At 67.4% G+C, this 23,649-nt stretch carries 22 protein-coding genes and 2 pseudogenes; 10 read left to right on the top strand and 14 right to left on the bottom strand.

Going from position 1 to position 23,649, the window contains the following annotated elements; genetic code table 11:
- Positions 1-81 precede the first annotated feature (81 nt).
- The gene (locus FHX42_RS06280; RefSeq protein WP_182543150.1) at positions 82-1,224 is read left to right on the top strand and encodes a CaiB/BaiF CoA transferase family protein; all 1,143 of its coding nucleotides are present in this window, start codon (positions 82-84) and stop codon (positions 1,222-1,224) included.
- A gap of 49 nt (positions 1,225-1,273) precedes the next feature.
- On the top strand, positions 1,274-2,932 hold the full coding sequence (locus FHX42_RS06285; protein WP_328795926.1) for a fumarate hydratase: 1,659 nt from the start codon (positions 1,274-1,276) through the stop codon (positions 2,930-2,932).
- Positions 2,933-2,941: 9 nt separating this feature from the next.
- Here FHX42_RS06285 and FHX42_RS06290 read toward each other — a convergent pair whose 3' ends face one another.
- The 5 genes from FHX42_RS06290 to FHX42_RS06310 form a co-directional block, all read right to left on the bottom strand.
- A complete protein-coding gene (locus FHX42_RS06290; RefSeq protein WP_182543151.1) occupies positions 2,942-3,616 on the bottom strand; it encodes a GntR family transcriptional regulator in 675 nt (224 codons plus the stop codon).
- A gap of 61 nt (positions 3,617-3,677) precedes the next feature.
- The gene (locus tag FHX42_RS06295) at positions 3,678-4,436 is read right to left on the bottom strand and encodes a GntR family transcriptional regulator (protein WP_182543152.1); all 759 of its coding nucleotides are present in this window, start codon (positions 4,434-4,436) and stop codon (positions 3,678-3,680) included.
- A gap of 73 nt (positions 4,437-4,509) precedes the next feature.
- Positions 4,510-5,676 (bottom strand): acyl-CoA dehydrogenase family protein, encoded by a 1,167-nt coding sequence (locus FHX42_RS06300; protein ID WP_182543153.1) that lies wholly within the window; start codon positions 5,674-5,676, stop codon positions 4,510-4,512.
- Positions 5,677-5,693: 17 nt separating this feature from the next.
- Positions 5,694-6,179: a CoA-transferase family III protein gene (locus FHX42_RS06305; RefSeq protein ID WP_182543154.1), complete on the bottom strand. Its 486-nt coding sequence runs from the start codon at positions 6,177-6,179 to the stop codon at positions 5,694-5,696.
- Positions 6,176-7,387, bottom strand: a complete 1,212-nt coding sequence (locus FHX42_RS06310; protein WP_182543155.1) for an MmgE/PrpD family protein — start codon at positions 7,385-7,387, stop codon at positions 6,176-6,178. Before FHX42_RS06310 ends, FHX42_RS06305 begins: the two co-directional genes overlap by 4 nt.
- 261 nt (positions 7,388-7,648) lie before the next feature.
- On the opposite strand from FHX42_RS06310, the gene FHX42_RS06315 reads away from it, so the two are divergent.
- The 3 genes from FHX42_RS06315 to FHX42_RS27280 all read left to right on the top strand — a co-directional run bounded on the left by FHX42_RS06315 (position 7,649) and on the right by FHX42_RS27280 (position 9,715).
- Positions 7,649-8,503 carry a hypothetical protein gene (locus FHX42_RS06315; protein ID WP_328795927.1) on the top strand — a complete coding sequence of 285 codons (855 nt, stop codon included), beginning with the start codon at positions 7,649-7,651 and terminating at the stop codon, positions 8,501-8,503.
- Positions 8,500-9,315 (top strand): HpcH/HpaI aldolase/citrate lyase family protein, encoded by an 816-nt coding sequence (locus FHX42_RS06320; RefSeq protein WP_328795928.1) that lies wholly within the window; start codon positions 8,500-8,502, stop codon positions 9,313-9,315. The genes FHX42_RS06315 and FHX42_RS06320 overlap by 4 nt, the downstream gene beginning before the upstream one ends.
- Positions 9,316-9,532: 217 nt before the next feature.
- Positions 9,533-9,715 (top strand): hypothetical protein, encoded by a 183-nt coding sequence (locus tag FHX42_RS27280; RefSeq protein WP_328795965.1) that lies wholly within the window; start codon positions 9,533-9,535, stop codon positions 9,713-9,715.
- Here the strand turns inward: FHX42_RS27280 and FHX42_RS06330 are convergent.
- Positions 9,638-10,192 (bottom strand): transposase, encoded by a 555-nt coding sequence (locus tag FHX42_RS06330; protein ID WP_182543157.1) that lies wholly within the window; start codon positions 10,190-10,192, stop codon positions 9,638-9,640. The two genes, FHX42_RS27280 and FHX42_RS06330, sit on opposite strands and share 78 nt — an antisense overlap.
- Positions 10,193-10,575: 383 nt before the next feature.
- On the opposite strand from FHX42_RS06330, the gene FHX42_RS06335 reads away from it, so the two are divergent.
- Positions 10,576-11,439, top strand: coding sequence for an aldo/keto reductase (locus FHX42_RS06335; RefSeq protein ID WP_182543158.1), 864 nt, complete (start codon positions 10,576-10,578; stop codon positions 11,437-11,439).
- A gap of 138 nt (positions 11,440-11,577) precedes the next feature.
- Entirely contained in the window at positions 11,578-12,372 is a 795-nt protein-coding gene (locus tag FHX42_RS06340; RefSeq protein ID WP_220479549.1) for an SDR family NAD(P)-dependent oxidoreductase, read from the top strand.
- Between the two features lie 282 nt (positions 12,373-12,654).
- On the opposite strand, the pseudogene FHX42_RS06345 reads toward FHX42_RS06340, so the two are convergent.
- Positions 12,655-13,453: pseudogene (locus FHX42_RS06345) on the bottom strand (IS5 family transposase); the annotation flags it as partial.
- Positions 13,454-14,228: 775 nt separating this feature from the next.
- Positions 14,229-15,155 carry an NRAMP family divalent metal transporter gene (locus FHX42_RS26410; RefSeq protein ID WP_235986917.1) on the bottom strand — a complete coding sequence of 309 codons (927 nt, stop codon included), beginning with the start codon at positions 15,153-15,155 and terminating at the stop codon, positions 14,229-14,231.
- Between the two features lie 6 nt (positions 15,156-15,161).
- Here FHX42_RS26410 and FHX42_RS26415 point away from each other — a divergent pair.
- Positions 15,162-15,566: pseudogene (locus FHX42_RS26415) on the top strand (substrate-binding domain-containing protein); the annotation flags it as partial.
- Positions 15,567-15,896: 330 nt separating this feature from the next.
- The gene (locus FHX42_RS06360) at positions 15,897-16,085 is read left to right on the top strand and encodes a hypothetical protein (RefSeq protein ID WP_182543159.1); all 189 of its coding nucleotides are present in this window, start codon (positions 15,897-15,899) and stop codon (positions 16,083-16,085) included.
- Positions 16,086-16,148: 63 nt separating this feature from the next.
- Here FHX42_RS06360 and FHX42_RS06365 read toward each other — a convergent pair whose 3' ends face one another.
- The 3 genes from FHX42_RS06365 to FHX42_RS06375 all read right to left on the bottom strand — a co-directional run bounded on the left by FHX42_RS06365 (position 16,149) and on the right by FHX42_RS06375 (position 19,788).
- A complete protein-coding gene (locus FHX42_RS06365; RefSeq protein ID WP_220479553.1) occupies positions 16,149-17,186 on the bottom strand; it encodes a type I phosphomannose isomerase catalytic subunit in 1,038 nt (345 codons plus the stop codon).
- 23 nt (positions 17,187-17,209) lie between these two features.
- Positions 17,210-18,049: an SDR family oxidoreductase gene (locus FHX42_RS06370; protein WP_182543161.1), complete on the bottom strand. Its 840-nt coding sequence runs from the start codon at positions 18,047-18,049 to the stop codon at positions 17,210-17,212.
- A gap of 722 nt (positions 18,050-18,771) precedes the next feature.
- Complete coding sequence (locus FHX42_RS06375) at positions 18,772-19,788, bottom strand: MmyB family transcriptional regulator (protein ID WP_328795929.1); 1,017 nt, start codon at positions 19,786-19,788, stop codon at positions 18,772-18,774.
- 815 nt (positions 19,789-20,603) lie between these two features.
- On the opposite strand from FHX42_RS06375, the gene FHX42_RS06380 reads away from it, so the two are divergent.
- A complete protein-coding gene (locus FHX42_RS06380; protein ID WP_182543162.1) occupies positions 20,604-21,101 on the top strand; it encodes a DDE-type integrase/transposase/recombinase in 498 nt (165 codons plus the stop codon).
- A gap of 102 nt (positions 21,102-21,203) precedes the next feature.
- Here FHX42_RS06380 and FHX42_RS06385 read toward each other — a convergent pair whose 3' ends face one another.
- The 3 genes from FHX42_RS06385 to FHX42_RS06395 all read right to left on the bottom strand — a co-directional run bounded on the left by FHX42_RS06385 (position 21,204) and on the right by FHX42_RS06395 (position 23,624).
- Positions 21,204-21,749, bottom strand: coding sequence for a DUF6245 family protein (locus FHX42_RS06385; protein WP_182543163.1), 546 nt, complete (start codon positions 21,747-21,749; stop codon positions 21,204-21,206).
- Positions 21,750-21,886: 137 nt separating this feature from the next.
- Positions 21,887-23,134: a diaminobutyrate--2-oxoglutarate transaminase gene (gene ectB, locus FHX42_RS06390; RefSeq protein WP_182543164.1), complete on the bottom strand. Its 1,248-nt coding sequence runs from the start codon at positions 23,132-23,134 to the stop codon at positions 21,887-21,889.
- Positions 23,135-23,222: 88 nt separating this feature from the next.
- A complete protein-coding gene (locus FHX42_RS06395) occupies positions 23,223-23,624 on the bottom strand; it encodes an ectoine synthase (RefSeq protein WP_182543165.1) in 402 nt (133 codons plus the stop codon).
- Between the last annotated feature and the right edge of the window lie 25 nt (positions 23,625-23,649).

Genomic DNA, 23,649 nt, shown 5'->3' on the forward strand with positions numbered 1-23,649 from the left:
TGACAATAGGTCATTGACATTTTATAAAAACTTGGCGGAGACTCGCTCCCAGTACTTGCCTGCGCTTCCGAGGAGGGCCTGATGTTGCCGTTGGAGGGCGTCGTTGTCGTGGCGCTGGAGCAGGCGGTTGCTGCTCCGTTCGCGACCCGCCAGCTGGCCGATCTCGGAGCCAGGGTCATCAAGGTCGAACGCCCGTCCGGCGACTTCGCGCGAGCTTACGACACGACGGCCAAGGGGATGGCCAGCCACTTCGTCTGGCTCAACCGCAACAAGGAAAGCGTGACGCTGGATCTCAAGGATCCCGCCGACCGGGCTTTCATGGACAGGCTGTTGGACAACGCCGACGTGTTCGTGCAGAACCTGGCACCGGAGGCGTCCACTCGGCTCGGTCTCGGCAAAGATCGGCTGACCGCGCGCTACCCACGCCTGATCGTGGGTGACATCAGTGGCTACGGCAGCTCCGGCCCCTATCGGGACAAGAAGGCCTACGACTTGTTGGTGCAGTGCGAGGCGGGGTTGGTCTCGATCACGGGCGGCCCCGAGGAACCGGCGAAGGCGGGAATTTCGGTAGCCGACATCGCCGCGGGTATGTACGCCTACTCGGGTGTGCTCACGGCATTGTACGAACGGGAGCGCACTGGGCGGGGCGGCGCCTTCGAGGTGTCGTTGCTGGACGCGCTGTCGGAGTGGATGGGCTATCCGTACTACTACGCTACCTACGGTGACGCGGCCCCGCAGCGGACCGGGGCTCGGCATGCGGCGATCGCGCCGTACGGGCCGTTCACCGTCGGGGACGGTTCGCAGGTGTTCCTGGCGGTGCAGAACGACCGCGAGTGGCAGACCCTGTGCGAGACGGTTCTCGACGATGTGGCGCTCGTGACCGACGAACGGTTCGCGACCAATCCGGCGAGGGTGGAGCACCAGGAGGACCTGACCGCGGTGATCGAACGCGCGTTCGCGGTCTGCACGGCGGAGCAGATCGTGCAGCGGCTGGAGGCGGCGGGCATCGCGAACGCGCGAATGCGCACCCTCTCCGAGTTCGCGCAGCATCCGCAGCTGCGGGAACGAGATCGGTGGCGAGAGGTGGCCTCGCCGGTCGGGCCGTTGCACGCGCTGCTACCGCCGGTGACCATGGACGGGCGTGAGCATCGGATGACCGCGATCCCCGCGCTCGGGGAGCACACGGAGATGGTCCGCGCCGAGTTCGGCGACGGGCCGCGGTGATCCGGCCATTTCCCGTTGCAGGGTTCGACGACCACGACGTACAGGAACGATGGTGCAGCCCATGGCGGACTTCGCCTACACGCAACTCCTCCCGCTCGGCGCCGACGAGACCGAGTACCGGCTATTCACTCGTGACGGGGTGTCCACCCAACACGCGGCTGGACGGACGTTTCTGTCCGTCGAGCCGCAGGTGTTGCGGATGTTGGCTGCCGAAGCCTTCGCCGACATCGCCCACCTGCTGCGTCCGGCGCACCTGAGCCAGCTCGCCCGGATTCTGCGGGATCCGGCGGCCTCGCCGAACGACCGGTTCGTGGCCCGGGACCTGTTGCGCAACGCCAACATCGCTGCCGGGGGAGTGCTGCCGATGTGTCAGGACACTGGCACGGCCATCGTCATGGGCAAGCGCGGCCAGCGGGTCCTGACCGACGAGGACGACCAGCGGCATCTCGCCCGGGGAATCCATGACACCTACGAGCGGTTGAACCTGCGGTATTCGCAGATGGCGCCGCTGTCGATGACCGAGGAGGTCAATACCGGCACCAACCTGCCCGCCCAGATCGAGCTGAACGCGACCTCCGGCGACGAGTACGAGTTCCTGTTCATGGCCAAGGGCGGGGGTTCGGCGAACAAGTCGTTCCTGTTCCAGGAGACCAAGGCGCTGCTGCGGCCGGAGAAGATGCGGGCGTTCCTCGAGGAGAAGCTTCGCTCGCTGGGGACGGCAGCCTGCCCGCCGTATCACCTGGCTGTGGTGGTGGGAGGGACGAGCGCCGAGCACGCGCTCAAGACCGCCAAGCTCGCCTCGGCGCACTACCTGGACACGCTGCCCGATCACGGATCGCCGGTGGGGCACGGTTTCCGGGACCTCGAGTGGGAGCAGGAGATCTGGGAGATCACGCGGCAGCTGGGACTCGGTGCCCAGTTCGGTGGCAGTTACTTCTGCCACGACGTGCGAGTCGTGCGGCTGCCCCGGCACGGCGGGTCGCTGCCGGTCGCGCTGGCGGTGTCGTGTTCGGCCGACCGCCAGGCCAAGGCCAAGATCACCCGCGAGGGGGTGTTCCTGGAGCAGCTGGAACGAGAGCCCGCGGCATACCTGCCGGAGACCACCGACGCCGATCTCGGGACGGGTGAGGCGGTGCGCGTCGACCTGAATCGGCCGATGACCGAGATTCGCGATCAACTCGCTGGGCTTCCGGTGGCCACCCGTCTGTCGCTGTCGGGCCCGCTGGTCGTGGCCCGCGACATCGCGCACGCCAAGATCGCCGAGCGGTTGGACGCGGGCGAGGCGATGCCGGACTACCTGCGCGACCATCCGGTGTACTACGCGGGCCCGGCCAAGACGCCGGACGGGTACGCGTCCGGGTCGTTCGGCCCGACGACGGCCGGTCGGATGGACTCCTACGTCGAACGGTTCCAGGCCGCCGGGGGATCGCTGGTGATGCTGGCCAAGGGAAACCGCTCGGGCGCGGTCACCGAGTCGTGCAAGCGGCACGGCGGGTTCTACCTGGGATCCATCGGCGGACCCGCGGCGCGGTTGACCGAGGACTGCATCCGCGACGTCGAGGTCCTGGAGTATCCCGAGCTGGACATGGAGGCGGTCTGGCGCATCGAGGTCGAGGACTTCCCGGCGTTCGTCGTCGTCGACGACAAGGGCAACGACTTCTTCACCGACCCGACGGGGCCGCTGCTGACGATCGGTTCGCGCTCCTGATCGACCGCCTTACGCGTCGGAGGTCCTAGCCTCGTCCGCGTCGGCGAGCTGGCGGAACGTGTCCTTGGCGGCTTCGGAGATGTGCTCGTGCATCAGTTGTGACGCCCGGTCGGAGTCGGCGTCGAGGACGGCTCGCACGATCGCGCGGTGTTGCTCGGCGGAGCGTTGCTGCCGGTCGGTGAGGCTGATGGCTTGGAACGGGACACCATTCCAGAGCTTGTCGATGAACTCCGACAGGTACGGCGACCGCGCGGCCGTGTAGATCCGGTGGTGCAGTGTGGCGTTGAGCGCGGCGACATCGGCGTCGCGTCCTTCGGCGACGGCCTCGTCGAGGTCGCTGAGGGCCGTGGTGATCTCGGAGCGATCGTCGTCGGTGGCGTGCGTGGCGGCGAGCTCGGCGGCCACGGGTTCCAGGAGCAGACGCAGCCGGTATATCTCGCGGGCTCGTTCCAGGGTGTACTCGGCGATGACGGTGCCGCGGTTGGGTTCCTGTTCGACCAGGCCCTGGCTGGCCAGCCGTCGCAGTGCCTCGCGCACCGGGGTCAGGCTCATCTCGAGGCTGTCGGCGAGTTCGTTGAGGGTGACCCGCTGGCCCGGACGTAGCTGACCGTTGCGGATCGCGCTACGCAGGGCCTGGTAGGCGGCTTCGCCCTTGGTCGGGGTGTACACGGGCCTGAGGTCCACGACCGTCGAGTGTAATGAACGGGTGACGGGAAGACGCGGGTCCTGGCTGAGCCGTGTGGTGCTACCGCACGTTGCGCCGCAGTCGCACGCGGTAGGAGTAGTGCTCGGGCAGGAAGTAGCTCACGGCGAGTTCGACGGGTTGGCCCGCCGTGGAGTGGTAGACGCGGTCGATGCGCAGCAGCGGCCGGTCGGGCTCGCAGCCGAGATGGTGGGCGATCTCGGGGGTGGCGGTGGCGACGGTGATGCTCTGCTCGGCCTCGGCGATGGGGTCCGGCAGGCGGTCGTCGAGCAGCCCGATGATGGTCACCTCGCTGCGGGCGCCGACCTCACCCAGCTCGGGCAGCGACTCGATGAGTTTTCCCACCGACGGTGGGAGGTGCACCGTGGTCACGCAGAACGGTGTGTGTTCGTGTAGGCGCAGGAACGCGAGCTTGTGCACCCGGTCGGACTGCAGGTGCAGCCGTCCGGCTGCGTCGAGGTCGACCTGGCGCCGGATCGGTGAGACGAGTTGCATGCTCGTGTCGATCGACAGCCCCATGAGGTCGTCGACCGACCCGAACTGGCGCAGGTACTGCTCCTCGCGAGGTGCGGCGAACGTGCCGCGGCCCGGTACTCGGTACACCATGCCCTCGTTGACCAGGTCCTGGAAGGCCCGGCGGACGGTCTGCCTGCTGACTTGGTGCGATTCGGCCAGTTCGGCCTCGGTGGGCAGCCGCACGCCATCGGGGTACTCGTGCTGCAGGATGGCCGTGCGCAGCCGCCGCGCGAGCTTGGTGTAGGCCGTTTCCCGGCCGCTGTCGTTGTCCGTGACCGCCGACATGTCCGCCTCACCTCGTTTTCCGCCCACTACCGTAGTCGACAGCCTGCCGCGGGTCGTGCCGTCACCGGTGACGTCAGGCGTCGAGCCCGCCCCGCGCGACCAGCTGGGAGGCGATGACGTTGCGCTGGATCTCGTTGGTGCCCTCGCCCACGATCATCAGGGGCGCGTCGCGGAAGTAGCGTTCGACGTCGAACTCGGTGGAGTATCCGTAGCCGCCGTGGACGCGCACGGCGTTGAGCGCGATCTCCATGGCGGCCTCGGAGGCGTAGAGCTTGGCCATTCCGGCTTCCATGTCCACACGCCTGCCCGCGTCGGCCTCGTGCGCGGCGTGCAGGGTGAGCTGCCGGGCGGCGGTGAGCTTCGTGGCCATGTCGGCGAGGTAGTTGCCGACCGATTGGTGCTTCCAGATGGGCTTGCCGAAACTCTCGCGGTCTTGGGAGTAGGCGAGCGCGTCCTCCAAGGCCGCCCGTCCGACACCCAGCGCGCGGCAGGCCACCTGGATCCGCCCGGTCTCCAGTCCCTTCATCATCTGCGCGAAACCCCTGCCCTCAGTTCCGCCGAGGATCGCGTCGGCCGGTGCGCGGTAGTCGGCGAAGGACAGCTCGCAGCTTTCCACGCCCTTGTAACCCAGTTTGGGCAGATCGCGCGAGACGGTCAGTCCCGGCCCGTGCTCGGCCAGCAGGATGGAGATGCCCTTGTGAGCGGGGTCGGCAGCCGGGTCGGTCTTGCACAGCAGGGCGATCAGCTGCGACCGGCGGGAGTTGGTGATCCACGTCTTGGTGCCGTTGACCACGTACCCCGTCTCGTCGCGGTGAGCCTGCGTGGTCATGGCTTGCAGGTCGGATCCGCCGCCCGGCTCGGTCAGCGCCATGGTCGCCCGGATCTCGCCGGTGGCCATCTTCGGCAGGTACCGGTTCTTCTGCTCGTCGGTGCCGAAGTGCAGCAGCAGCTTCGACACGACAGTGTGCCCGCCCATGGCCCCGGCGAGGCTCATCCACCCGCGTGCGAGCTCTTCGGTGACGAGCACGTAGCACGGCGTCGACACCGAGGTGCCGCCGTACTCCTCGGGGATCGTCAACCCGAAGACGCCCATCTCCTTCATCTGGTCGATGAGAGATTCAGGGTAGGTGTTGGCGTGCTCCAGCTCGGCTACGACCGGTTTGACGTCTTTGTCGACGAAGTCGCGCACGGTCTCGACGACGAGACGTTCCTGCTCGTCGAGTATGTCCACAGTGCTCACGTGTGTCGCTCCTGTCCTCAGATGATGCCGCGGGTGCGAAGGTCGTCGATCCGCGATGCGTCGTGGCCGAGCCCGGCCAGGGTCGTGTCGGTGTGCTCGCCGATGTCGGGGGCCGGGTCCATCCTGGGTTCGAGTCCCACCGGAACGGCCGGAGGCAGCAGCGCCGCATCGTGGCACCGGGAACGGCCACCTCGCGCCAGCGGTCCCGCTCGGTCAGCGCGGGGTGGTGGACTGTTCGGTGGTCGGTGCGGCCAACGCTGCGTGGCGATACGCAGCTCAGGACGTGCACGATGTGACGCACTTCCTGGACGGTGGTGCAGGAGCTCGGTTACCGAGTTCAGCCCCGCGTTGGCGGTGATCGGGTCGAGTTCCTCGCTGTGAGCGACCCGATCCGCCCCCGTGGCGAAACGGGGGTCGTCGGCGAGCTGCCGGATGGCGAACGGGGCCGCCACCGCCTGCTCGATGCTGACCACGTTGATCCCGTCCAACGGCAGTGTCGTCATGAGTGCTCCTCCGGGACGCGGGGGAAGGTGGTCCGCAACAGGCTCGCCACCGACTTCCAGGTCGCGCCGGCGAGTCGGCCGGCGACGTCGGGGCCGCAGGCGGCGAGTTTGCCGTCGAACTCCGCGGCCGACGGTGGACGCGACGGTGACCCGGGTGGCCGGGCGAGCCGGGTGTGCCGCTTCGACCCGCCCGCGCACTCGACGTCGATGTCCACCTCGCCGGTCAGCAGGTCGTCACCGCCGTCGTCGTGCAGCTCGACCTCGACGCGGTCGAGCAGACCTCGCGCGTCGGCACGGCCCACCGCCGTGTCGGTGAAGGCCGCGAAGTCCGGGTAGGTGTCGAGCACGGCTGTGGCGATCGCGTAGGGCAGGCTGAACTTGCCCTCCAGCCCCGTGCGCGGCCGGTCGTGGATCAGGGGCAGGATCGACGCTTCCGGCGTGCGCACCACCACCCGTTCTACGCCCGCGTCGAGCTGGTCACGTATCTCGCGCACCGCGGCGATCGGGCGCTGCATCGCATAGCAGCACGGGAAGACCTTGATGGCCAGACCGCCGGGAACGGCCGGGCCGGACAGATCGACGGTCCCGATGCGTCCGCCAACGAGGCCTAGCCAGGCATCCAGCGCGCCGGAATCGGCCGTGGCTCCGGCGCGAGCCAGCTGAGCCGCCCGGACACCGGCCTGCGCGGCGAATCCGACCTGGAGTGACTTTCCGTGCGTGCCGAAGGCGTTCTGGACACCGCCTGCACCGGGAACTGCCAGGGCCATGGCGGTGGTCAGCTGGTCCGCGGGCAGTCCCATGGCCGTTCCGGCGGCCACGGCGGCCGCCGGAGCCCCGGCCGTGCACGTGGCGTGCCAGCCCGCAGAGTAGTGCGGCCAGCCGAGCGCGGTGCCCAACCGCGCCATGACGCCCGCCCCGGCCAGGTACGCGCGGGCATCCCCGCCCGTGGCCAGCACGGCCGGGGCGACGACCACGCTGATGTGGGTCGTGGAGTCGATGTGCAGATCGTCGAAGTCCAGCACGTGCCCGAGGGTCGCCCAGCGGGCCGCGTCGGGCAGGCCCGAAGCGATCGTTGCCACGGGGTGTTCTCGTGCGGCGAGGGCGACCGCGGCAGTGTCGAGCAGTGACCGCTGGGCCAGCGCCAGGTCGTCCGGGGTCGGGGCGAGATCGGTCGCCCACCGCGCGAGGGACTCCGCGTTGGTCGTCATGATTCCTTCCTCCGCGAGGGGAGCCCTGTATCTCTGTCTCGAGAAGCCGGGGAGGTCGCCGAACCTTGTTGACCAGATTTGTACGGCCAAAAGTGAGCAACGTCAATACTTGAATGCTTGGTGGTGGGTAGCCGGGTTGCCCCGGAGAAGAAGTTCCTGTGCAGGTGTTGACATTCAATGATCTATGAAGCGTACTCTTGTGCATGATTTGTACGGCCAAATATGATAAGCCGGGTTCCGGCTCGGACGAAGGGAGCACGGGTGGCTGACCTCGACACGTACCTCGAGGAGTGGGAACCGGGCCCCGTGACCGATACCGACTCCCTGGACCCCGAGCGGTCCCAGGCGCTGGCCGCGGTCCTGGAAACACCGCGGCAGCTGTTCGGAGAGACCGAGCTGGCACCGCTGTGGCACTGGGTGTATTTCCAGGAGTGGCCGCCGCACAGCGCGTTGGGTTCGGACGGTCACCCCACCGAGGGTCATTTCCTGCCGCCGATTCCCGACCGTCGCCGGATGTTCGCGGGGGGCCGGCTGAACATCACCCAGCCCCTCCAGCTCGGTCAGCCCGCCGAGCGCACCTCGTCACTGGCTCAGGTGGTTGTCAAGCAGGGGCGCTCCGGGGAAATGGTGTTCGTGACCGTGCGCAGCGAGTTCCGGCAGGGCGGTGCACTGCGGGTGGTCGAGGAGCAGGATTACGTCTACCGATCGGGGGAAAGCACCACCAAGAACCCACACTCGGAACGGCCCCGGCAGGTACCGGAGTCGACGAGCGAGTGGCAGCTGGAGTTCACCGGCGACCCGGTGCGACTGTTCCGCTTCAGCGCTCTGACGGCGAACGCGCACCGCATCCACTACGACGAACCATATGCGCGGGAGGTCGAATCCTACCCGGGACTCGTCGTACACGGTCCGATCCTGGCGATGCTGATGACCGAGCTGGCCCGGCGCAGCCGTACCACGGGGCGTGTGGCCACGGTCGACTACCGGCTCCGCGCTCCGGTGTTCGCCGGGGAGCCGGTGCTGGTGACGGGTGAGCCCGAGACAGACTCGGCGCGGATGGCCGTAGTGACCGCTCCTGATGCCGTGATGGCGCAGGCCGAGGTGGGGTTCGAGTGATACGACAGGAGACGCTGGCGCACGCCCGGAGTATGTTGTTCGTTCCCGGGAACCGGCCTGATCGTTTCGCCAAGGCCGCCGTGGCCGGTGCCGACGCGGTCATTCTCGACCTCGAGGACGCAGTAGGTGTCGAGGACAAGGACACCGCCCGGCAGCATGTCGCGGAGTACCTTCGTGACGGCCACCCGGCCGTCGTGCGGATCAACGCGGCAGGCACTCCCTGGTACGACGACGATGTCGCGATGGTCGCGCGGCACCCCTGCGCGGTCATGCTTCCGAAAAGCGAGCACGCGGATGCACTGGTCGAGTTCACCCGCCTCCTCCCGGACACCCCCGTGATCCCGCTGCTGGAAACAGCCACCGGACTCATGAGCGCGCACGCGCTTTGCCATGCCGAGGGCGTCGTTCGAGCGGCCTTCGGCAACGTTGACCTCGCGGCCCAGCTCGGCATCGATCCCGGTGATCACCAGGCTCTGGTCACCGCGCGCTCAACGCTGGTACTGGCCGCCGCATCCGCCGGTATCGCACCGCCGATCGACGGCGTGACCACCTCGGTGCACGACGACGAGGTGCTTGTCGCCGACACCGACCATGTTGTCGGCCTGGGCTTTACCGGAAAGCTGTGCATCCACCCGAGCCAGGTCTCGGCCATCCGGTCCGCATTCACCCCGTTGCCGGAGTCGGTCCGCTGGGCGCACGACGTCATCGCCGCCTCGGACGAGGGCTCGGTTACCGTCCTCGATGGCCAGATGATCGACAAACCCGTCGTCGACCGGGCCCGCTCGATCCTGCTGCGGACCGATCTTTCCTGAGCAGGGCTGTGGTCGCGCACCCTCGTGCCGGTGTAGGTTTCCTGTCGACGTAGCGACATGATGAGCTCTGACCGGGGGAGTACCACGAAATCGGGAGGGTGAGCGTGGAACTGCGCCACCTCGAGACGTTCGTGGTCGTGGCGGAGGAAATCAACTTCCGCAAGGCGGCCCAGCGTTGCACATGTCCCAGCCGCCGCTGTCGCAGCAGATCAAGCGCATGGAGAACGAGGTCGGCGTGCCGTTGTTGCGGCGCACGACCCGCCACGTCGCGTTGACCGCCGCGGGGGAGGCGTTCCTCGCCGAGATCCGTAAGAGCCTGTTCCTATACCGGTTTGGTCAGGTGTTTGCTGGTGATTCGGATCATGTCCCAGTGGCCCATGGCTTCGTGGTGATGGGGTAAGCGCTCGTAGTCGCGCACGCAGCGGCGGTGTTGGGTGATCCAGCTCAGGGTGCGTTCGACGACCCAGCGCCGAGGGAGCACCACGAAGGTGGTCTGGCCAGCGAGTCTGGCCACGATCTCGATCGTGAGGCCGAACAGGTGTTGCGCCCAGGCCAGCAGGGTGCCGGTGTAGCCGGCATCGGACCACAGGTGCCGGATGCTCGGACACCGGTAGCGCAGGCGAGCCAGCAGGTTTCGCGCGGCGGTGCGGTCCTGCACGTTGGCGCTGGTCACTAGCACGCAGACGAGGAGTCCGAGGGTGTCGACGCCGATGTGGCGCTTGCGGCCATCGACCTTCTTGCCGGCGTCGAAGCCGCGGCTGTGGGCGCTGACGGTCTCGGCGGCTTGCACCGAGGCCGAGTCGATGATTCCCGCCGGGGGCCGGATGAGCCGGTCCTGCCCGCCACGATCGGCTACGAGGCAACAGGAACCATCCACAATGGACGATGGTCGCACGAGGGATGGAGTTGTTCGCGATTGTGCCAGTAGTCCCATTCCGTGGTGGTCAGTGAGTTTTTCCGAGCAACCGGTTGTCACCGTGTGTGAGTGGTTGCGGGGTTGTAGTGTCGCCGCGAGTGCTGTGATGACAACGGCGACTGCATCGGCTGACGCCGCTCGCTGATGCGTCGGGTCGTGCCCGGCGGGCACGACCCGACCACCACAGGTGCCCTTGTCCCGATATCGGACCGACGGCTCCCGGAGGCGGAGCGTCGGATCGTCACACCCGAACGCGGTCGCGCACCATTTTCCCACGTCCTCGCACCGACAACCGACGTCTCCGGGCGGGCATGGGCGTAGGCGATACCGGGTAACCCGTGGACATGGTTGACGCGACGAACGCAGTGCCTCGGATCGAGCTCAACGACGGGACGCAAATCCCGCAGCTCGGTTTCGGGGTCTACCAGATCGACCCGGCCGAAACCGAGCAAGCGGTGTCGACGGCGCTCGAGGCCGGCTACCGTCACGTCGACACCGCCGCCGCCTACCGCAACGAGCGGCAGGTGGGCGAGTCGGTCCGCGCCTCCGACGAGCAGGTCTACGTCACGACCAAGTACATGAACCCCACCGAGGACCACGGCTACGAGGACGCCAAGGGCGCGTTCCAGCGCAGCATCGACCGCCTCGGGCTCGACCACGTCGACCTCTACCTGATCCACTTCCCCATCGGGGCCGGCGAGGGCTACACCGCCTCGTGGCGTGCCCTCACGGAGCTGCGAAACACCGACGGGCTGCGGTCGATCGGTGTCTCGAACTTCACCTCGACCCACCTGGCCCGCGCGATCGACGAGACAGGCGTTACCCCCGCGGTCAACCAGGTCGAACTGCACCCCTACTTCCAGCAGGCCGAGCTGCGCAGGGATCACGCCCAGCGCGGCATCGCCACGGAGGCGTGGGGTCCGCTCGGGCAGGGGGCGGTGCTCGAGGACCCGGTGCTGACCGAGATCGCCGAGGCGCACGGCAAGACCGTGGCCCAGGTGGTCATTCGTTGGCACCTGCAGCTCGGCACCATCGTGATCCCGAAGTCGGTGACCGCGTCGCGCATCCGGGCGAACTTCGACGTGTTCGACTTCGAGCTCACCACCGAGCAGATGCGCTCGATCGAAACCCTCGACCGCGCGGACGGACGCAACGGCCCGGACCCGAACACCTTCGTGTTCCCCAAGGAACCGATGCCGGAAACCTGATCCCGCCCCGTACCGAACGCTTCGGGCAGCCCCCCGGCAGCGGAGTCCTGGCGCAGGATCACTCGGACCAGACAGGGGCACCGTTCCGGTCAACGATGCCACCGGTGCCCGCCCGCACGAGACCTCGGGAGTCTGTCGTTGACACGGAACAGCAAACGGCCGGTGGCGCTGGTGACCGGTGCCTCCAACGGCATCGGCTACGAGCTCGCCGCAGAACTCGCCCGCAAGGGATTCGACCTCGTGGCCACTGGGCGCAGCGAGAACGTCCACACCGCAGAGACCGGCCTCACCCGTCTCGGTGCCCACGTCACGGCGCTGCAGGCCGACCTGAGCACCTACGACGGGGTCGAGAAGGTCTGGCAGGCGGTCGAAGACCTCGGAAAGCCGGTGGAGGTCGCCGCGCTCAACGCCGGGGTCGGGCTCGGCGGTGCGTTCGTCGGCAACGACCTCGACGAGGAACTGAACCTGATCAACCTCAACATCACCTCCGTGGTGCACCTGAGCAAACGCCTGGCGACCGACATGACCCGCCGGGGCCGGGGTCGAATCCTGATCACGTCCTCGATCTCGGCGACCCTGCCGACACCGTACGAAACCGTCTACGGACCTTCCCGGGCGTTCACCCGCATGTTCGCCCTCGGCCTGCGCGAGGAGCTGCGCGGCACCGGGGTCACGGTCACCGCGCTCATGCCCGGCGCCACCGACAGCGACTTCCACGCCCGAGCGGGGATGGGCGACACCGCCTTCGGCCCCGACGCCGGCAAGAACGACAAGGCCGAGGTCGCCCGACAGGGTGTCCGGGCCCTGCTGGCCGGCAACGCCGAGGTCGTCGCGGGCGACCGCGCGACCAAACGAACCGCACTGGCCAACCGGTTCCTGCCCGAGCCCCGCAAGGCAGCCCGCCATGCCCGCAAAGCGAAACCACGCGAGTAAATGAGGTGCCCCGAGGTCTTCGGGTTGCTCGCGCACCCGTGTCGGGCCAGCCGCAGTCCCCGGAGTGACCTGACCATCACCATGTCGGAGGAGGGCACTCGTGAAGGTCGTCTGCGTTTCCTATCCGAGCGGCAACGTCCGGGACGAGTCGGCTGTGATCGCTGCTGCTGAGAACGCGCTGGGGCTGCGCCCCTTCCTCGAGGAGCACGGCCACGAGCTAGGTAGTGTCTGGTGATCTTGTGGTGAGGTCGTGCAGTCAGGTGCGGATGCTGGCCACGGTCGGGTGCCCTGGTGGGTGTAGTCGCGTTTGTCGTATCTGGTGGCCACGGCTCGGTGCTGCTTGAGCTTGTTGAAGCAGCTTTCGGCGGTGTTGCGGTCTCGGTAGGCTGCGGCGTCGAAGGCGGGTGGGCGTCCTCCGGCCGAGCCCTTGCGGGCACGGTTGGCGCGTTGGTCACGGCGTTCCGGGATGACGGCGATGATGTGACGCCAGCGCAGTTCGACGCGGATGGCGCGGCTGGAGTAGGCCTTATCGGCCAAGATCCGGCCCGGTCGGGTCCGGGGTCTGCCCGGACCGGATGACGGGAACCGAAGCACCCGCAGGACCTCGGTGAACATGACCGAGTCGGCGCGTTGGCCCGGGCTGGTCACCGTCACGACGGGCGGCACCGCAGGTCGGCGGCCAGATGGATCTTGGTGGTCAGCCCACCACGGGAGCGCCCCAGCGCCTCCCGCCCATCCCGATCCACCCGGGTCAACGAGCCCCCTTTGCCGACTGTTCGGCCGGAGGCTCGTGCGGAGCGCCGGCGGCGTGCTGATGGGCACGCACACTGCTGGAATCCACCCCGACCGTGGGAGCGGCCAGCGTCTCGCCGGTGTCGGCATCGATGCGCAAGGCCTCAGCGATACGCGCCCGCGTCCCATCGGCCGACCAGCGATGATGCCGGTCATACACCGACTTCCAGTTACCGTAACGTTCCGGCAAGCCCCGCCACGGTGCCCCGGTACGGACCTTCCACAAGATCCCATTGATCGTCCGACGATGGTCGTTCCACTGGTGCCCCTGAACTGGATTGCCCGGCATCAACGGCTCCAACAGGGCCCACTCCGCGTCCGTGAGCTCATGCCGTTTAACCACACTACAGGCCTACCAGCGCCCAACATCAAGATCTCCAGACAGACCCTGGCACCCTCGTGATCACAACCGATCGTGCCCGCCCTTCACGCCCCTCACCGGCCGCACACCAACTGCCGGACACCCTAAGGCTGTCGATGCAGGTCACCGTGCTGATTCGGTGGCGCCGCGACCCGGTGTCGTCTCGCCTGATGCGAGTTTCCCGCATCGGATGTGGTCGTGCCTATCGCAGATGAGCACGCCGTGTCGGCCTGTCCGTCCGAGTCGCCCACGCCGGCCAGTGAGGTGCGGGTCGGAATGTACCGCAGAGAGTCCGGGGTTATCCGCGATAGTCACGGACGGTACAAGCACCACTTTTCGTTCCGATGCCCCCAGACCCCTTGGCCAGCTCGGGCCGTCGGGCCAGCGTGTCGGGGCCTTGTCGACGAAGACCTCGTCGCAGCCTGTTGCGGTCAGGGCGTCATGCTGGGCTTCGGGGTGTTGATCGCGGGTGGAGACGCGTCCGTAGCCGATCCGCATGGCCGGACTGCAGTGCGAAGGCCCGACAGCGTGACGGTGGCGCGGACACAGATTGCATGACAGAGCCGACCTGAGGAAACGCTGCCGGGTTCGGGAGTGTCCCGCGAACGTTCGTTCCCGGGACACTCCCGAAGAGTAGAGCGCTATGTGGAGAAGGCGCGGGCTGAACACGGCGGTGGCGGATGGCGACTGATCGCAGAGGCGGCTAGAGCAAGCTGGTGATGAGGCTGTAGCAGGTGGCCAGGATCGCGATGAGGCCGATGGCGGCGATGGTGTTGTGCCACCAGCGGTTTCGTAGGTCGTCCATGAGACTGTGGTTGTTGGCGAGGGTGATCAGCAGGAGACCGAGCAGGGGCGCGACGACGACGGTGAGCGCCTGAGCGATGATGATCAGCTGGATGGGCGAACCGCCGATCACGGCGGTGACGAGCGCGCCGAAGGCCAGCACTGCGAGGATGCCCAGCCGGACTCGAGGTGAGGAGAGTTGGTTGCCTCCGCCGAGTCCGTCGGAGAGCAGGGTGCCGCCGGCGGTGGCGTTGGCCAGCATCGAGGAGAACGCGGCGCCGAAGAAGCCCAGGGCGAAGATGACCCGTCCGGTCTGACCGGCGATGGGTTCGAGTACGCCGGCCAGGTCGGCGAGGCCGGCACTCTGTTCGCCGTTGAGTGCGGTGGCCGAGGCGATGATGACCAGTGTGGTCATGATGCCGGGTGCGACGATGCCGGGGATGGTGTCGGCCAGGGTGGTTTGGCGGTACTGGTCGCGGCGCAGGCCGCGTTCCCGGGAGGCGTATCCGGTGTAGAACGCGGCGTTGATGGAGAAGTTCGTCCCCACCAGTGCGACCAGCAGCAGTCCAGTGCCCGGTGGGATGGTGGGCAGCAGTCCGGCGGCCGCACCGGTCCAGTCGGGGCGGCTGAGCACAGCGGTGACCACGAAACAGACCGCCATGGCCGCGACCATGGCCAGCAGGACTTTCTCGATGATGCTGTAGAGCCCACGAGCGAACAGCACGGTGGCGACCACGGCGGTGCATGCCAGGGTCCACCACACCGGCGAGCCGCCGAGCACCAGCGACAGCCCCAGCCCGGCCCCGACTACGCCTCCAGCGCCCAAGGCCGACGCGACGGCTACCAACAGGCCCTCACCGAAGCCGGAATCGTCGTCGACGAAGCCCTCATCGAAGGCGACTCGTTCTCGATCGACGCCGGCGAAACCGCAGGCCGAGCACTCCTGAACAGACCCGACCGCCCCACCGCGATCTTCGCCGTCAACGACAACACAGCAATCGGCGTCATGGCCGCCGCGCACACACTGGGCCTGCGCATCCCCGACGATCTCTCCCTCGTGGGCTACAACGACATCCCCATCGTCAGCCGACTACCGGTGCCGCTGACCACCGTGCGCGTGCCCTTCGACCAGATCGCCGCCGGCGCCCTCGATCTACTGCTCGACCACACCACCACCGCGCGCACTCTGGTCGCCACGCCAACCCTCATCCCCCGACGCTCCACCGCCCCACCCCAGCAGCAACCAGGACCCGCATGAAGGTGTCTGGGGAAGATCCGTGACAGATTAAACGCCGATGATCATCGCAGCTGGTCACAGCCTCGGAGGCGAGCACTTGGCCAGTTTCCGCCGAAGACTGAACCAGCTTGGCGACCAGCGATCGTTCGATCCTTCCCGGCTCTTCTTCAGACCCCGATTCTGACCAAGTGCGATGGTAGCGCTGACGACTCATGAGAACTTCCTTACCGGCGTCCCGTCCCCGTCAACAGGGCACAGCACCAGGGCGATACGTCCCTCGACGCGCCGTACCGCCGGTGTTGCGAGTTCGGCGCGTAACGGGACGAGCATGAGGGTTGCCCAGTCCGTGCCGTGATGCAGTTGACTCGCAGCGGCGCGGTAGACCCGGCCGCGATGCTGACCCAGCGGCAGCTGTTCTCGGAGGGCCTCGAGGCCTACCAATCGTTCGAGCACCTGACCGAGGGGTGGGTCAAGGTCGAACTCTCCTTCGACGGAACCCACGAGACGAGAACTGCCGACGGGCAAGTATCCGGCGGCTGATTACGGAGAGGAATCCCGGCGGAATGCGGCAGTTTACCTTACCGGGGGTCACGTAGGCGTGAGTTATCCGGCACCGAGGGTGGCGAGTGCTTCTGGTGGATGTCCAGCCTCGAGCAGCGGTTGTTGGATGTCTCGTGCCAGGTCGGGCAAGTATCCGAGCAGGAGATCAGCCGAACCCGTGAAGGAAATGTCCTCGAGCGCCGCGGGTAGGAGCAGGGATTCGGCGCGGCCGAGCTCGCCAGTCCAGTTCTCGGTGTCGAGCCTGGCGGGCGCGCCAGCATTGCTCACGATCACGGCCTGGTCGAACGAGCGTTGCACCACGGTTTCGGCCGCGAGGCGCCAGCGCTCGAGCGCGAAGTACGGTCCCGCGCAGCACAGGAGGCGGTCGCAGTCTTCGGCCAGTGGTAGGCGTAGGCCCGGTGTCGGAGTGGGGCGAGCCTGTGGGTTCCATTCGTCGAGGAGGCGGTCGATGTTGGCGCGGCGCTGGTCGGGAGGTACGAGCGAGCCGTCTTCCATGTTCCAGGGCATGGCGTGCTGCTGGATGTCGGAGGTCTGCTCGATTTCGTAGACCAGCGTGGCGGGGCCGAAGCTGTGCAGCGTTCCGCCCGGCACGTAGATCGTGTCACCGGGCCGGATGGGCAGGGTGCGCAGCACCGCATCGAAGTCCTCGTCCAGCAGCGCGGCGCGCAGCGTAGCCCGGTCCACACCGTCCTGGACGCCGAGGTAGGCGGTGGCCCCGGGGGCGGCGTCGAGGATGTGCCAAGCCTCGGTTTTGCCGTTGGGTTGGCCTTCGAGCCGCTGGGCGGTGGTGTCGTCGGCATGCAGGTGCACGGGCAGCATGCCGGCCGCGTCGATGAACTTCGTCAGCAGCGGAAATATGCGTCCGCGCCAGCCCCGACCGACGAGCTCCTCGGGGTGGTCGGCGGTGAGTTGCCGCAGTGTCCGGCCGGCCAGCTGCCCCTCGGCGACCTCGGCGCTGTTGCCGTCGACGTCGCTGACTTCCCAGGTTTCGGCGACCGGGCCGTCCGGTAGCCCACGGCGGCCGAGTCGGTCGGCGATCGCCCGACCGCCGAAGACGTGAGCTGCGATCGGCGTGCTCAACCGGAGGGGATACCAGGGCCGACTCACAAGATCGGCACCCCTCCGGTGACCGGGATGCACGCGCCGGAGACGTAGCTGGACTCGTCGGAGGCGAGCATGACGTAGACCCCGGCGAGTTCGGACGGCTGGCCGGGTCGCTGCAGCGGCACGTCCTGCCCGAAGCGCTCGACCTGCTCGGCGGGCATGGTCGCCGGGATGAGCGGGGTCCAGATCGGACCGGGTGCCACGCTGTTGGCCCGGATGCCTCGCCGACCGTACAGCCTCGCCAGCCCGGCGGTGAAGTTCGCGATCCCAGCCTTGGTGGTGTCGTAGGTCAGCAACATCGGCGGGGGCATATCGGAGTTCACCGACGTCGAGTTGATGATCGAGGCGCCCGCTCGCATGTGCGGCAGCGCGGCCTTGCACAGGTGGAACATCGCACTGAGGTTCGTGGCCAGCGTGTAGTCCCACTCCTCGTCGGGGACGTCCTCCACGGATTCGCGCGTCATCTGGAACGCCGCGTTGTTGACCAGCACGTCGACCCGTCCGAACGCCTCGAGGGCCCGGTCGACGATGCCCCGGCAGTGGGCCGGATCGGCGATGTCGCCGGCCACCAGCACCGCTGTGCGGCCTGCCTCCTCGACCAGGCCTGCGGTGTCCCGGGCGTCGGCGTGCTCGTCGAGGTAGGAGATCAGCACGTCGGCACCCTCGCGGGCGAAGGCGATGGCCACGGCCCGGCCGATACCGCTGTCGCCACCGGTGATGACCGTGGCTTTGCCGGCCAGCCGGCCGGACCCGGTGTAGCTGTCCTCACCGTGGTCGGGCACCGGTGTCATCGCTCCGGTGACACCGGGCGGTGTCTGCTGCTGCGCGGGCTGATCCATCGCGGGCCTTTCGGGCCGAGAATGCCTCCAACGATGCAATACCCCAAGACATCGCGCAAAAACACGCACCACAGCAGACCGATCGCAGGGGCGAGGCGGAGCCCGTCGCCGCGAGCGCGTGCAGAATTGCTCCGGCCGAGGGCTTCGCTGATGCTGCTACTCGTCGTCGGGCTCGGTCGCCGGTCCGAGGTACGTCGATGCGGTAGCGGAAGGCGCCTCCCGCCGTCGAGGTGCACATCCGTGGCGTGCGGATCGACGTAGGGTTGAAGGTTCACGGCCTCACCGATGATGACGCCGTCGGCGTGCTCGAACGCCAGGTGCGCGACGTCGATCGGGTCGGCGATGTCGCCGATGTTTTCAGGGGGTGCGGTTGTCGTGCTCCTCTTCCTGGTTGTTCTCGTGCCAGTAGCAGAACGCCGAGGCGATCCCACCGGTCAGGGCGTGGGTCTTGCAGTAGCGACTCCGCGGAGTGGACCGTCCTCGAGTGGGGGACTGAGTAGCAGCGGTCCAGGATCCTCCGCTAAGCGGTGAGGGTGTTGCTCTCGTTCACGGAGCTAGCCGTAGCCGCTGGCCCGCTGAGCACGCCCGCTGTCGGTGGGTTCGGTCTGGTGTTGGGTGGCCCAGGAGGCGAGGATGGGCAGCCGGTCGTGGGTGGGGGTGTCGGGCTCGGCGGTCCAGGTGACGAGGTGCTGGTCGGGGTCGTTGGTGCAGGTCAGCGTGTCTCAGTCGAGGGTGAGCTCGCCGACGACGGGGTGGTGCAGGGTTTTGGTGCCGATGCGCTGGTTGGCGACGTGGTGTTCGGCCCACCACTGGCGGAAGTCCGTGTCGCGCACTGAGAGTTCGCCGACCAGTTCGGTCAGTCGGTGGTCGTCGGGGTGGTGGGCGGCTTGGCGGCGTAGCAGGGCCACGCTGGTGTGGGCCACGGATTCCCAGTCGGCGTAGAGGGCGCGCATGTGCTGCTCGGTGAACAGCAGCCGCACGTAGTTGCGGTGCTTGGTCGGCAGTTGGGCGAAGTCGGTGACCAGGGCTGCCGCCAGGGGGTTCCAGGCCAGCACGTCCATGCGGCGGCCCAGCACGAACGCGGGGGTGAATCGCAGGTCGTCGAGCACGCGCTGCAGCGAGGACCGCAGCACCTGGCGCGTGCGTCGACGCGGCCGCGTGGCGTCCTTGCCTGCGAGTTCGGACAGGTACTCGCGCTGGGCGTCGTCGAGGTGCGGCACCCGGGCCAGGGCATCGAGCACCGGGGCGGATGCGGGAATGCGGCCTTGCTCCAGCCGCGTGTAGTAGTCGGTGCTGATCGCCGCCAGCTGGGCGACCTCCTCGCGGCGCAGCCCCGGCACGCGCCGCTGGCTGCCGGTGTCGGGTAGTCCCTCGTGGTGCGGGCTCAGCTCGGCACGTCGCGCCTTCCGGTCCGCGTCGACGTGGGGCTGGGTGACCAAGTAGTCGATCACGTGGCTGAAGTCCTGCACCCGGAAGGCCAGGTCCTCGGTGAACCGCGGCTGGCCACCGCTTTCGCCCTGGAAACTCGCGTCGAAGGCGATCGCGACGAAACCCTGACGGGCCAGCTCCGCGGCATAGACGTTGCCCGCGGTCTGCTCCTTGCAGCTGCCGGTCGGGTGGGCGCTGATGACCGTGGCGTAGGTCCGGTCGCGATCGAAGTCCGGCGGGAAGTAGATGTCCGCCGCGATGTCCCAGGCCAACGCCGTGATATTCACGCGTTCGACGTTGTCGGAAGGCATGGTCCTCACTCCTCAGATTTGCCGCATCGGCCCGGCGGAAGGGCCGTTGACCAGCGGATTCGATGGCGTACACCCCTCACTGTGGGGCGGAGCGGTACCGTGTGGCAGGGACAGTTCCTTCCCAGGAAGCACCGTGCCCCCGGACGGAAAGCGCGCCGGACATTCACCATCGGACGTCGACCGGTACTCCGCTCAAGCACGCCCCTGGCCGGGCGCGACAGGGGCGGGTTTCAGCCGCCGCTGCTGGCTGGCCGACCAGGGCCAGTGCGTCAACGGACCGACTGGCACCGGAAATCGCTCACCGTCCACTAACGGAGGATCCTGTACCGCTGCTACTCAGATCCCGTTTGGCCGGGAACCTGCTCGGCGTTGGCACCGGCCAGGCGCGTGGCGACGGTCTGCTGTGCCTGCTCGGCGTCGGCATCGTGGTCGGCGACGACCAGGCCGGACACGGCCCGGAAGGCTCCGGTCCGGAGTTAGTCGCGGCGCCGGTAGTAGCGCAGGGTGGTGGAGATGTGGGCGTGGCCGACGGCGGTGGCGACCTTCTCGGTCTGGCCGAACGACTCGAGGCCCTCAGCCCCGTTCGCGGGCACCGCCCCACACCAGAAAGCTAGGGAACCCACCCATCGGCATGACCAATGGAAGCAGGCTCTCCTGGGGCGGTCGCGAGCACCGGATCAGGACCCAAAGATGCCGTCGAGGACCATCAGGGTGAACCTGAGTACGGGCAGGACAGCGACCAGGCAACAGCGCGAACTCGTACGCATGTACGGCACAGGCGAGTACGCGATCACCGACTTCGCCGTCACACAGCCGTGCGCCACAATGGTCGACGACATCACCTATATCCGACCAGCGAAGGATGGGTTTATCTGGCCACCGTCCTCGACTGCTATTCGAAAACCATTGTGGGCTGGGCCCTCGACGACCACTACCGCGCCTCGCTGATCACCAAAGCCATCCACATGGCCGCCCACAGCCACACCATCCCTGCTGGAGCCATTTTCCATTCCGACCGCGGCAGCAACCATAAGTCTGCCGACTTCGGCAACACGCTCCGCTCGCTCGGCATCCGACGATCAGTCGGACGCGCCGGGAGCTCCTTCGACAACGCGATGGCTGAGTCCTTCTTCGCCACCCTGAAAAACGAACGAGTCCCTCGGATGACCGGCCTCATTCGACAACACGCCATCGCAGACATTGCCACCTGCATCGAGCTCCGATATAATCACCGCCGACTCCGCTTCGGAGTCGGATGCAAAAACCCACACGAAGTTCAAATCGAACGTCAAAACCGGCTGGACGTGGCATGAAATGGCCCACTGGCGAGCCGTCCGGAAAATCCGAGTCCGTCCACATGTCACTTTGCGTTTCAGGTCGGGTTCGGGAACATCATGTCGACGCGGGGCGCTGTGTCAGGCGCTGAGCCCGCTAAGGACGTCGGAGATCCTCTCCTGGAGCGCGATCGCGTCGTGCAGGGAGGTTTCGGGCATACCGCGCCACCCTTCGGCGTGTTCGGTGTCGATGAACTGGAGCTCACGAGCTTCGCAGTAGCCGAGTAGGACGGCGGTCAGCGCGGCGGCATCGCAGGCAGCAGCAAGCGCAGGGTCCGTCTCGGCGGATTCCAGTCTCTGGGCGAGTGCCCTGTGCAGGCGTGTGGTTCGCCAGTGCAGCACCGCGTGCTGTCCTTCGGCGCTTTCCTCGGCCCAGCCCGCGGCGGCGTCGACGCTCCTTTCGGAGGCACGGACCACCGCGTCGATCTCGTCCTGGGGCAGGCTGGTGTAGCCGAGGTCCATCTCGGCCCGGACGATCTCACGTTCGGCCGTCCCCAGCAGCGCGTTGGCCAGGGACAGAGTGGTGCGCACCCGCGTGCGCTTGTCATAGGACGGTGACATGAGCGCGGGCGGGGTAGTGACGCCGAGAGCTTTCAGGGCCAGGCGCAGTTCGTCGGTACGAGGCAAAAGTGTCTCCAGTGGATCGGGCTCGACGCTATGGAGGGAACCGAGCGTCGTGGTCGAAGAAAGCGAGCTTCGAGCGGTGTCACGCATCGGTCCGATCCCTGCGGTCGTGATCCTGCCGCTGTCCGCTGGAAGATGGGTCAGGCCGTGACAGCTTGCACCGAGTCCGTGATGATCCCAAGACCCTGTTCGAGCTCTTCGTCGGTCACGGTCAGTGGCGGCATGATCTTGACGACCTCGCTGTTCGGTCCGGCCGTCTCCAGGATCATCCCGCGGTCGAAGGCCGCCTTGGACACCTTGCCCGCCAGGTCCGGGTCCTCGAAACCCAGCCCCCTGGCCAGGCCGCGACCCTTGGCCACGGTGCCCTCGTGGGTGTTCACCAGCTCGTCGAGCACCTGGCCGACGCGCTCGCCCTTGGCGACGGTGGAGCGCTGCAGGGCGTCGTCGCTCCAGTACTGGCGCAGCGCCTCGGTAGCCGTCACGAACGCCGGGTTGTTGCCCCGGAAGGTGCCGTTGTGCTCACCGGGCTCCCAGACGTCGTGCTCGGACTTGATGAGCGTGGTCGCCAGCGGGCTGCCGTAGCCGCCGATCGACTTGGACAGGCAGACGATGTCGGGGGTGATCCCGGCTTCCTCGAAGCTGAAGAACGGCCCCGTCCGGCCGCAGCCCATCTGCACGTCGTCGACGATGAGCAGCATGTCGTGACGCTTGCACAGATCGGACAGCCCGCGCAGCCACTCGGGGCGCGAGGAGTTGATGCCGCCCTCGCCCTGGAGGGTCTCCACGATCACGGCCGCGGGAGCGTTGAGCCCACTGCCGCTGTCGGCCAGCAGCCGGTCGAAGTACAGGAAGTCCGGGTACTGGCCCTCGAAGTAGTTGTCGTAGGGCATCGGTGTGGCGTGCACCAGCGGAATGCCGGCACCACCGCGCTTCATCGAGTTCCCGGTCACCGACAGCGACCCCAGCGTCATGCCGTGGAAGGCGTTGGTGAAGCTGATAATCGACTCGCGACCGGTGATCTTGCGGGCGAGCTTGAGCGCCGCCTCCACCGAGTTCGTCCCGGTCGGGCCGGAGAACTGGAGCTTGTAGTCCAGCCCGCGCGGTTTCAGCAGTTTCTCGTCGACGGTCTCCAGGAACTCGCGCTTGGCCGCGGTGGCCTGGTCGAGACCGTGATGAATACCGTCCCGCTCGATGTACTCGAGCAGTTTTCGCTTCAGCAGCGGATTGTTGTGCCCGTAGTTCAACGCCCCGGCACCGGCGAAGAAGTCCAGGTAGGGCGTCCCGTCCTCGCCGTAGATCCAACTACCCACCGCACGGTCGAACGTCGTCGGCCAGGTGCGGCTATAGCTGCGAGCTTCGGATTCCAGAGTTGCGAAGATGTCGTTCATCGTCTCCTCCACAGGCACGGTGCCCGGGGCAGACACGGCCGTCGGGTGCCTGCCCCGAACACCGGTTCCGGGTACGAGGCGTCGCCGGTCAGTCGTGTGCGTCGGTCAACAGGGGGTAGACGCCGTTCTCGTCGTGGTCCTCCCGCCCGGTGACCGGCGGGTTGAAGACGCAGACGGCGCGAAAGTCGGTCTTGGTCCGGAGGGTGTGCTTCTCGTGTCCGTCGAGGAGGTACATGGTCCCGGGTGTGATCCAGTGCTTCTCACCCGTTTCGTCGTTGGTGAGTTCGCACTCTCCTTCGACGCACAGGACCGCCTCGATGTGGTTGGCGTACCACATGGACGTTTCGGTCCCGGCGCGCACGACGGTCTCGTGCAGCGAGAAACCGACCTTTTCCCTGGCGAGTACGATGCGCTTGCTCTCCCAGGTGCCGGAAGCGCCCTTGACGTGGCGCTCGGTGTCTTCTATCTCTGCGAACGAACGGACGAGCATGAGAATGGATCCTCTCGTGGATCGG

Origin of the sequence: Halosaccharopolyspora lacisalsi (assembly GCF_014137975.1) — a bacterium.
GTDB lineage: Bacteria > Actinomycetota > Actinomycetes > Mycobacteriales > Pseudonocardiaceae > Halosaccharopolyspora > Halosaccharopolyspora lacisalsi.

Coding starts and splice junctions, on each gene's coding strand:
- FHX42_RS06305 (WP_182543154.1), bottom strand. CDS start 6,179: ATGACGACACTGCCGTTGGACGGGATCAACGTGGTCAGCATCGAGCAG.
- FHX42_RS06370 (WP_182543161.1), bottom strand. CDS start 18,049: ATGGATCAGCCCGCGCAGCAGCAGACACCGCCCGGTGTCACCGGAGCG.
- FHX42_RS27280 (WP_328795965.1), top strand. CDS start 9,533: ATGGAGAACGAGGTCGGCGTGCCGTTGTTGCGGCGCACGACCCGCCAC.
- FHX42_RS06310 (WP_182543155.1), bottom strand. CDS start 7,387: ATGACGACCAACGCGGAGTCCCTCGCGCGGTGGGCGACCGATCTCGCC.
- FHX42_RS06395 (WP_182543165.1), bottom strand. CDS start 23,624: ATGCTCGTCCGTTCGTTCGCAGAGATAGAAGACACCGAGCGCCACGTC.
- ectB (WP_182543164.1), bottom strand. CDS start 23,134: ATGAACGACATCTTCGCAACTCTGGAATCCGAAGCTCGCAGCTATAGC.
- FHX42_RS06375 (WP_328795929.1), bottom strand. CDS start 19,788: ATGCCTTCCGACAACGTCGAACGCGTGAATATCACGGCGTTGGCCTGG.
- FHX42_RS06295 (WP_182543152.1), bottom strand. CDS start 4,436: ATGTCGGCGGTCACGGACAACGACAGCGGCCGGGAAACGGCCTACACC.
- FHX42_RS06335 (WP_182543158.1), top strand. CDS start 10,576: ATGGTTGACGCGACGAACGCAGTGCCTCGGATCGAGCTCAACGACGGG.
- FHX42_RS06285 (WP_328795926.1), top strand. CDS start 1,274: ATGGTGCAGCCCATGGCGGACTTCGCCTACACGCAACTCCTCCCGCTC.
- FHX42_RS06280 (WP_182543150.1), top strand. CDS start 82: ATGTTGCCGTTGGAGGGCGTCGTTGTCGTGGCGCTGGAGCAGGCGGTT.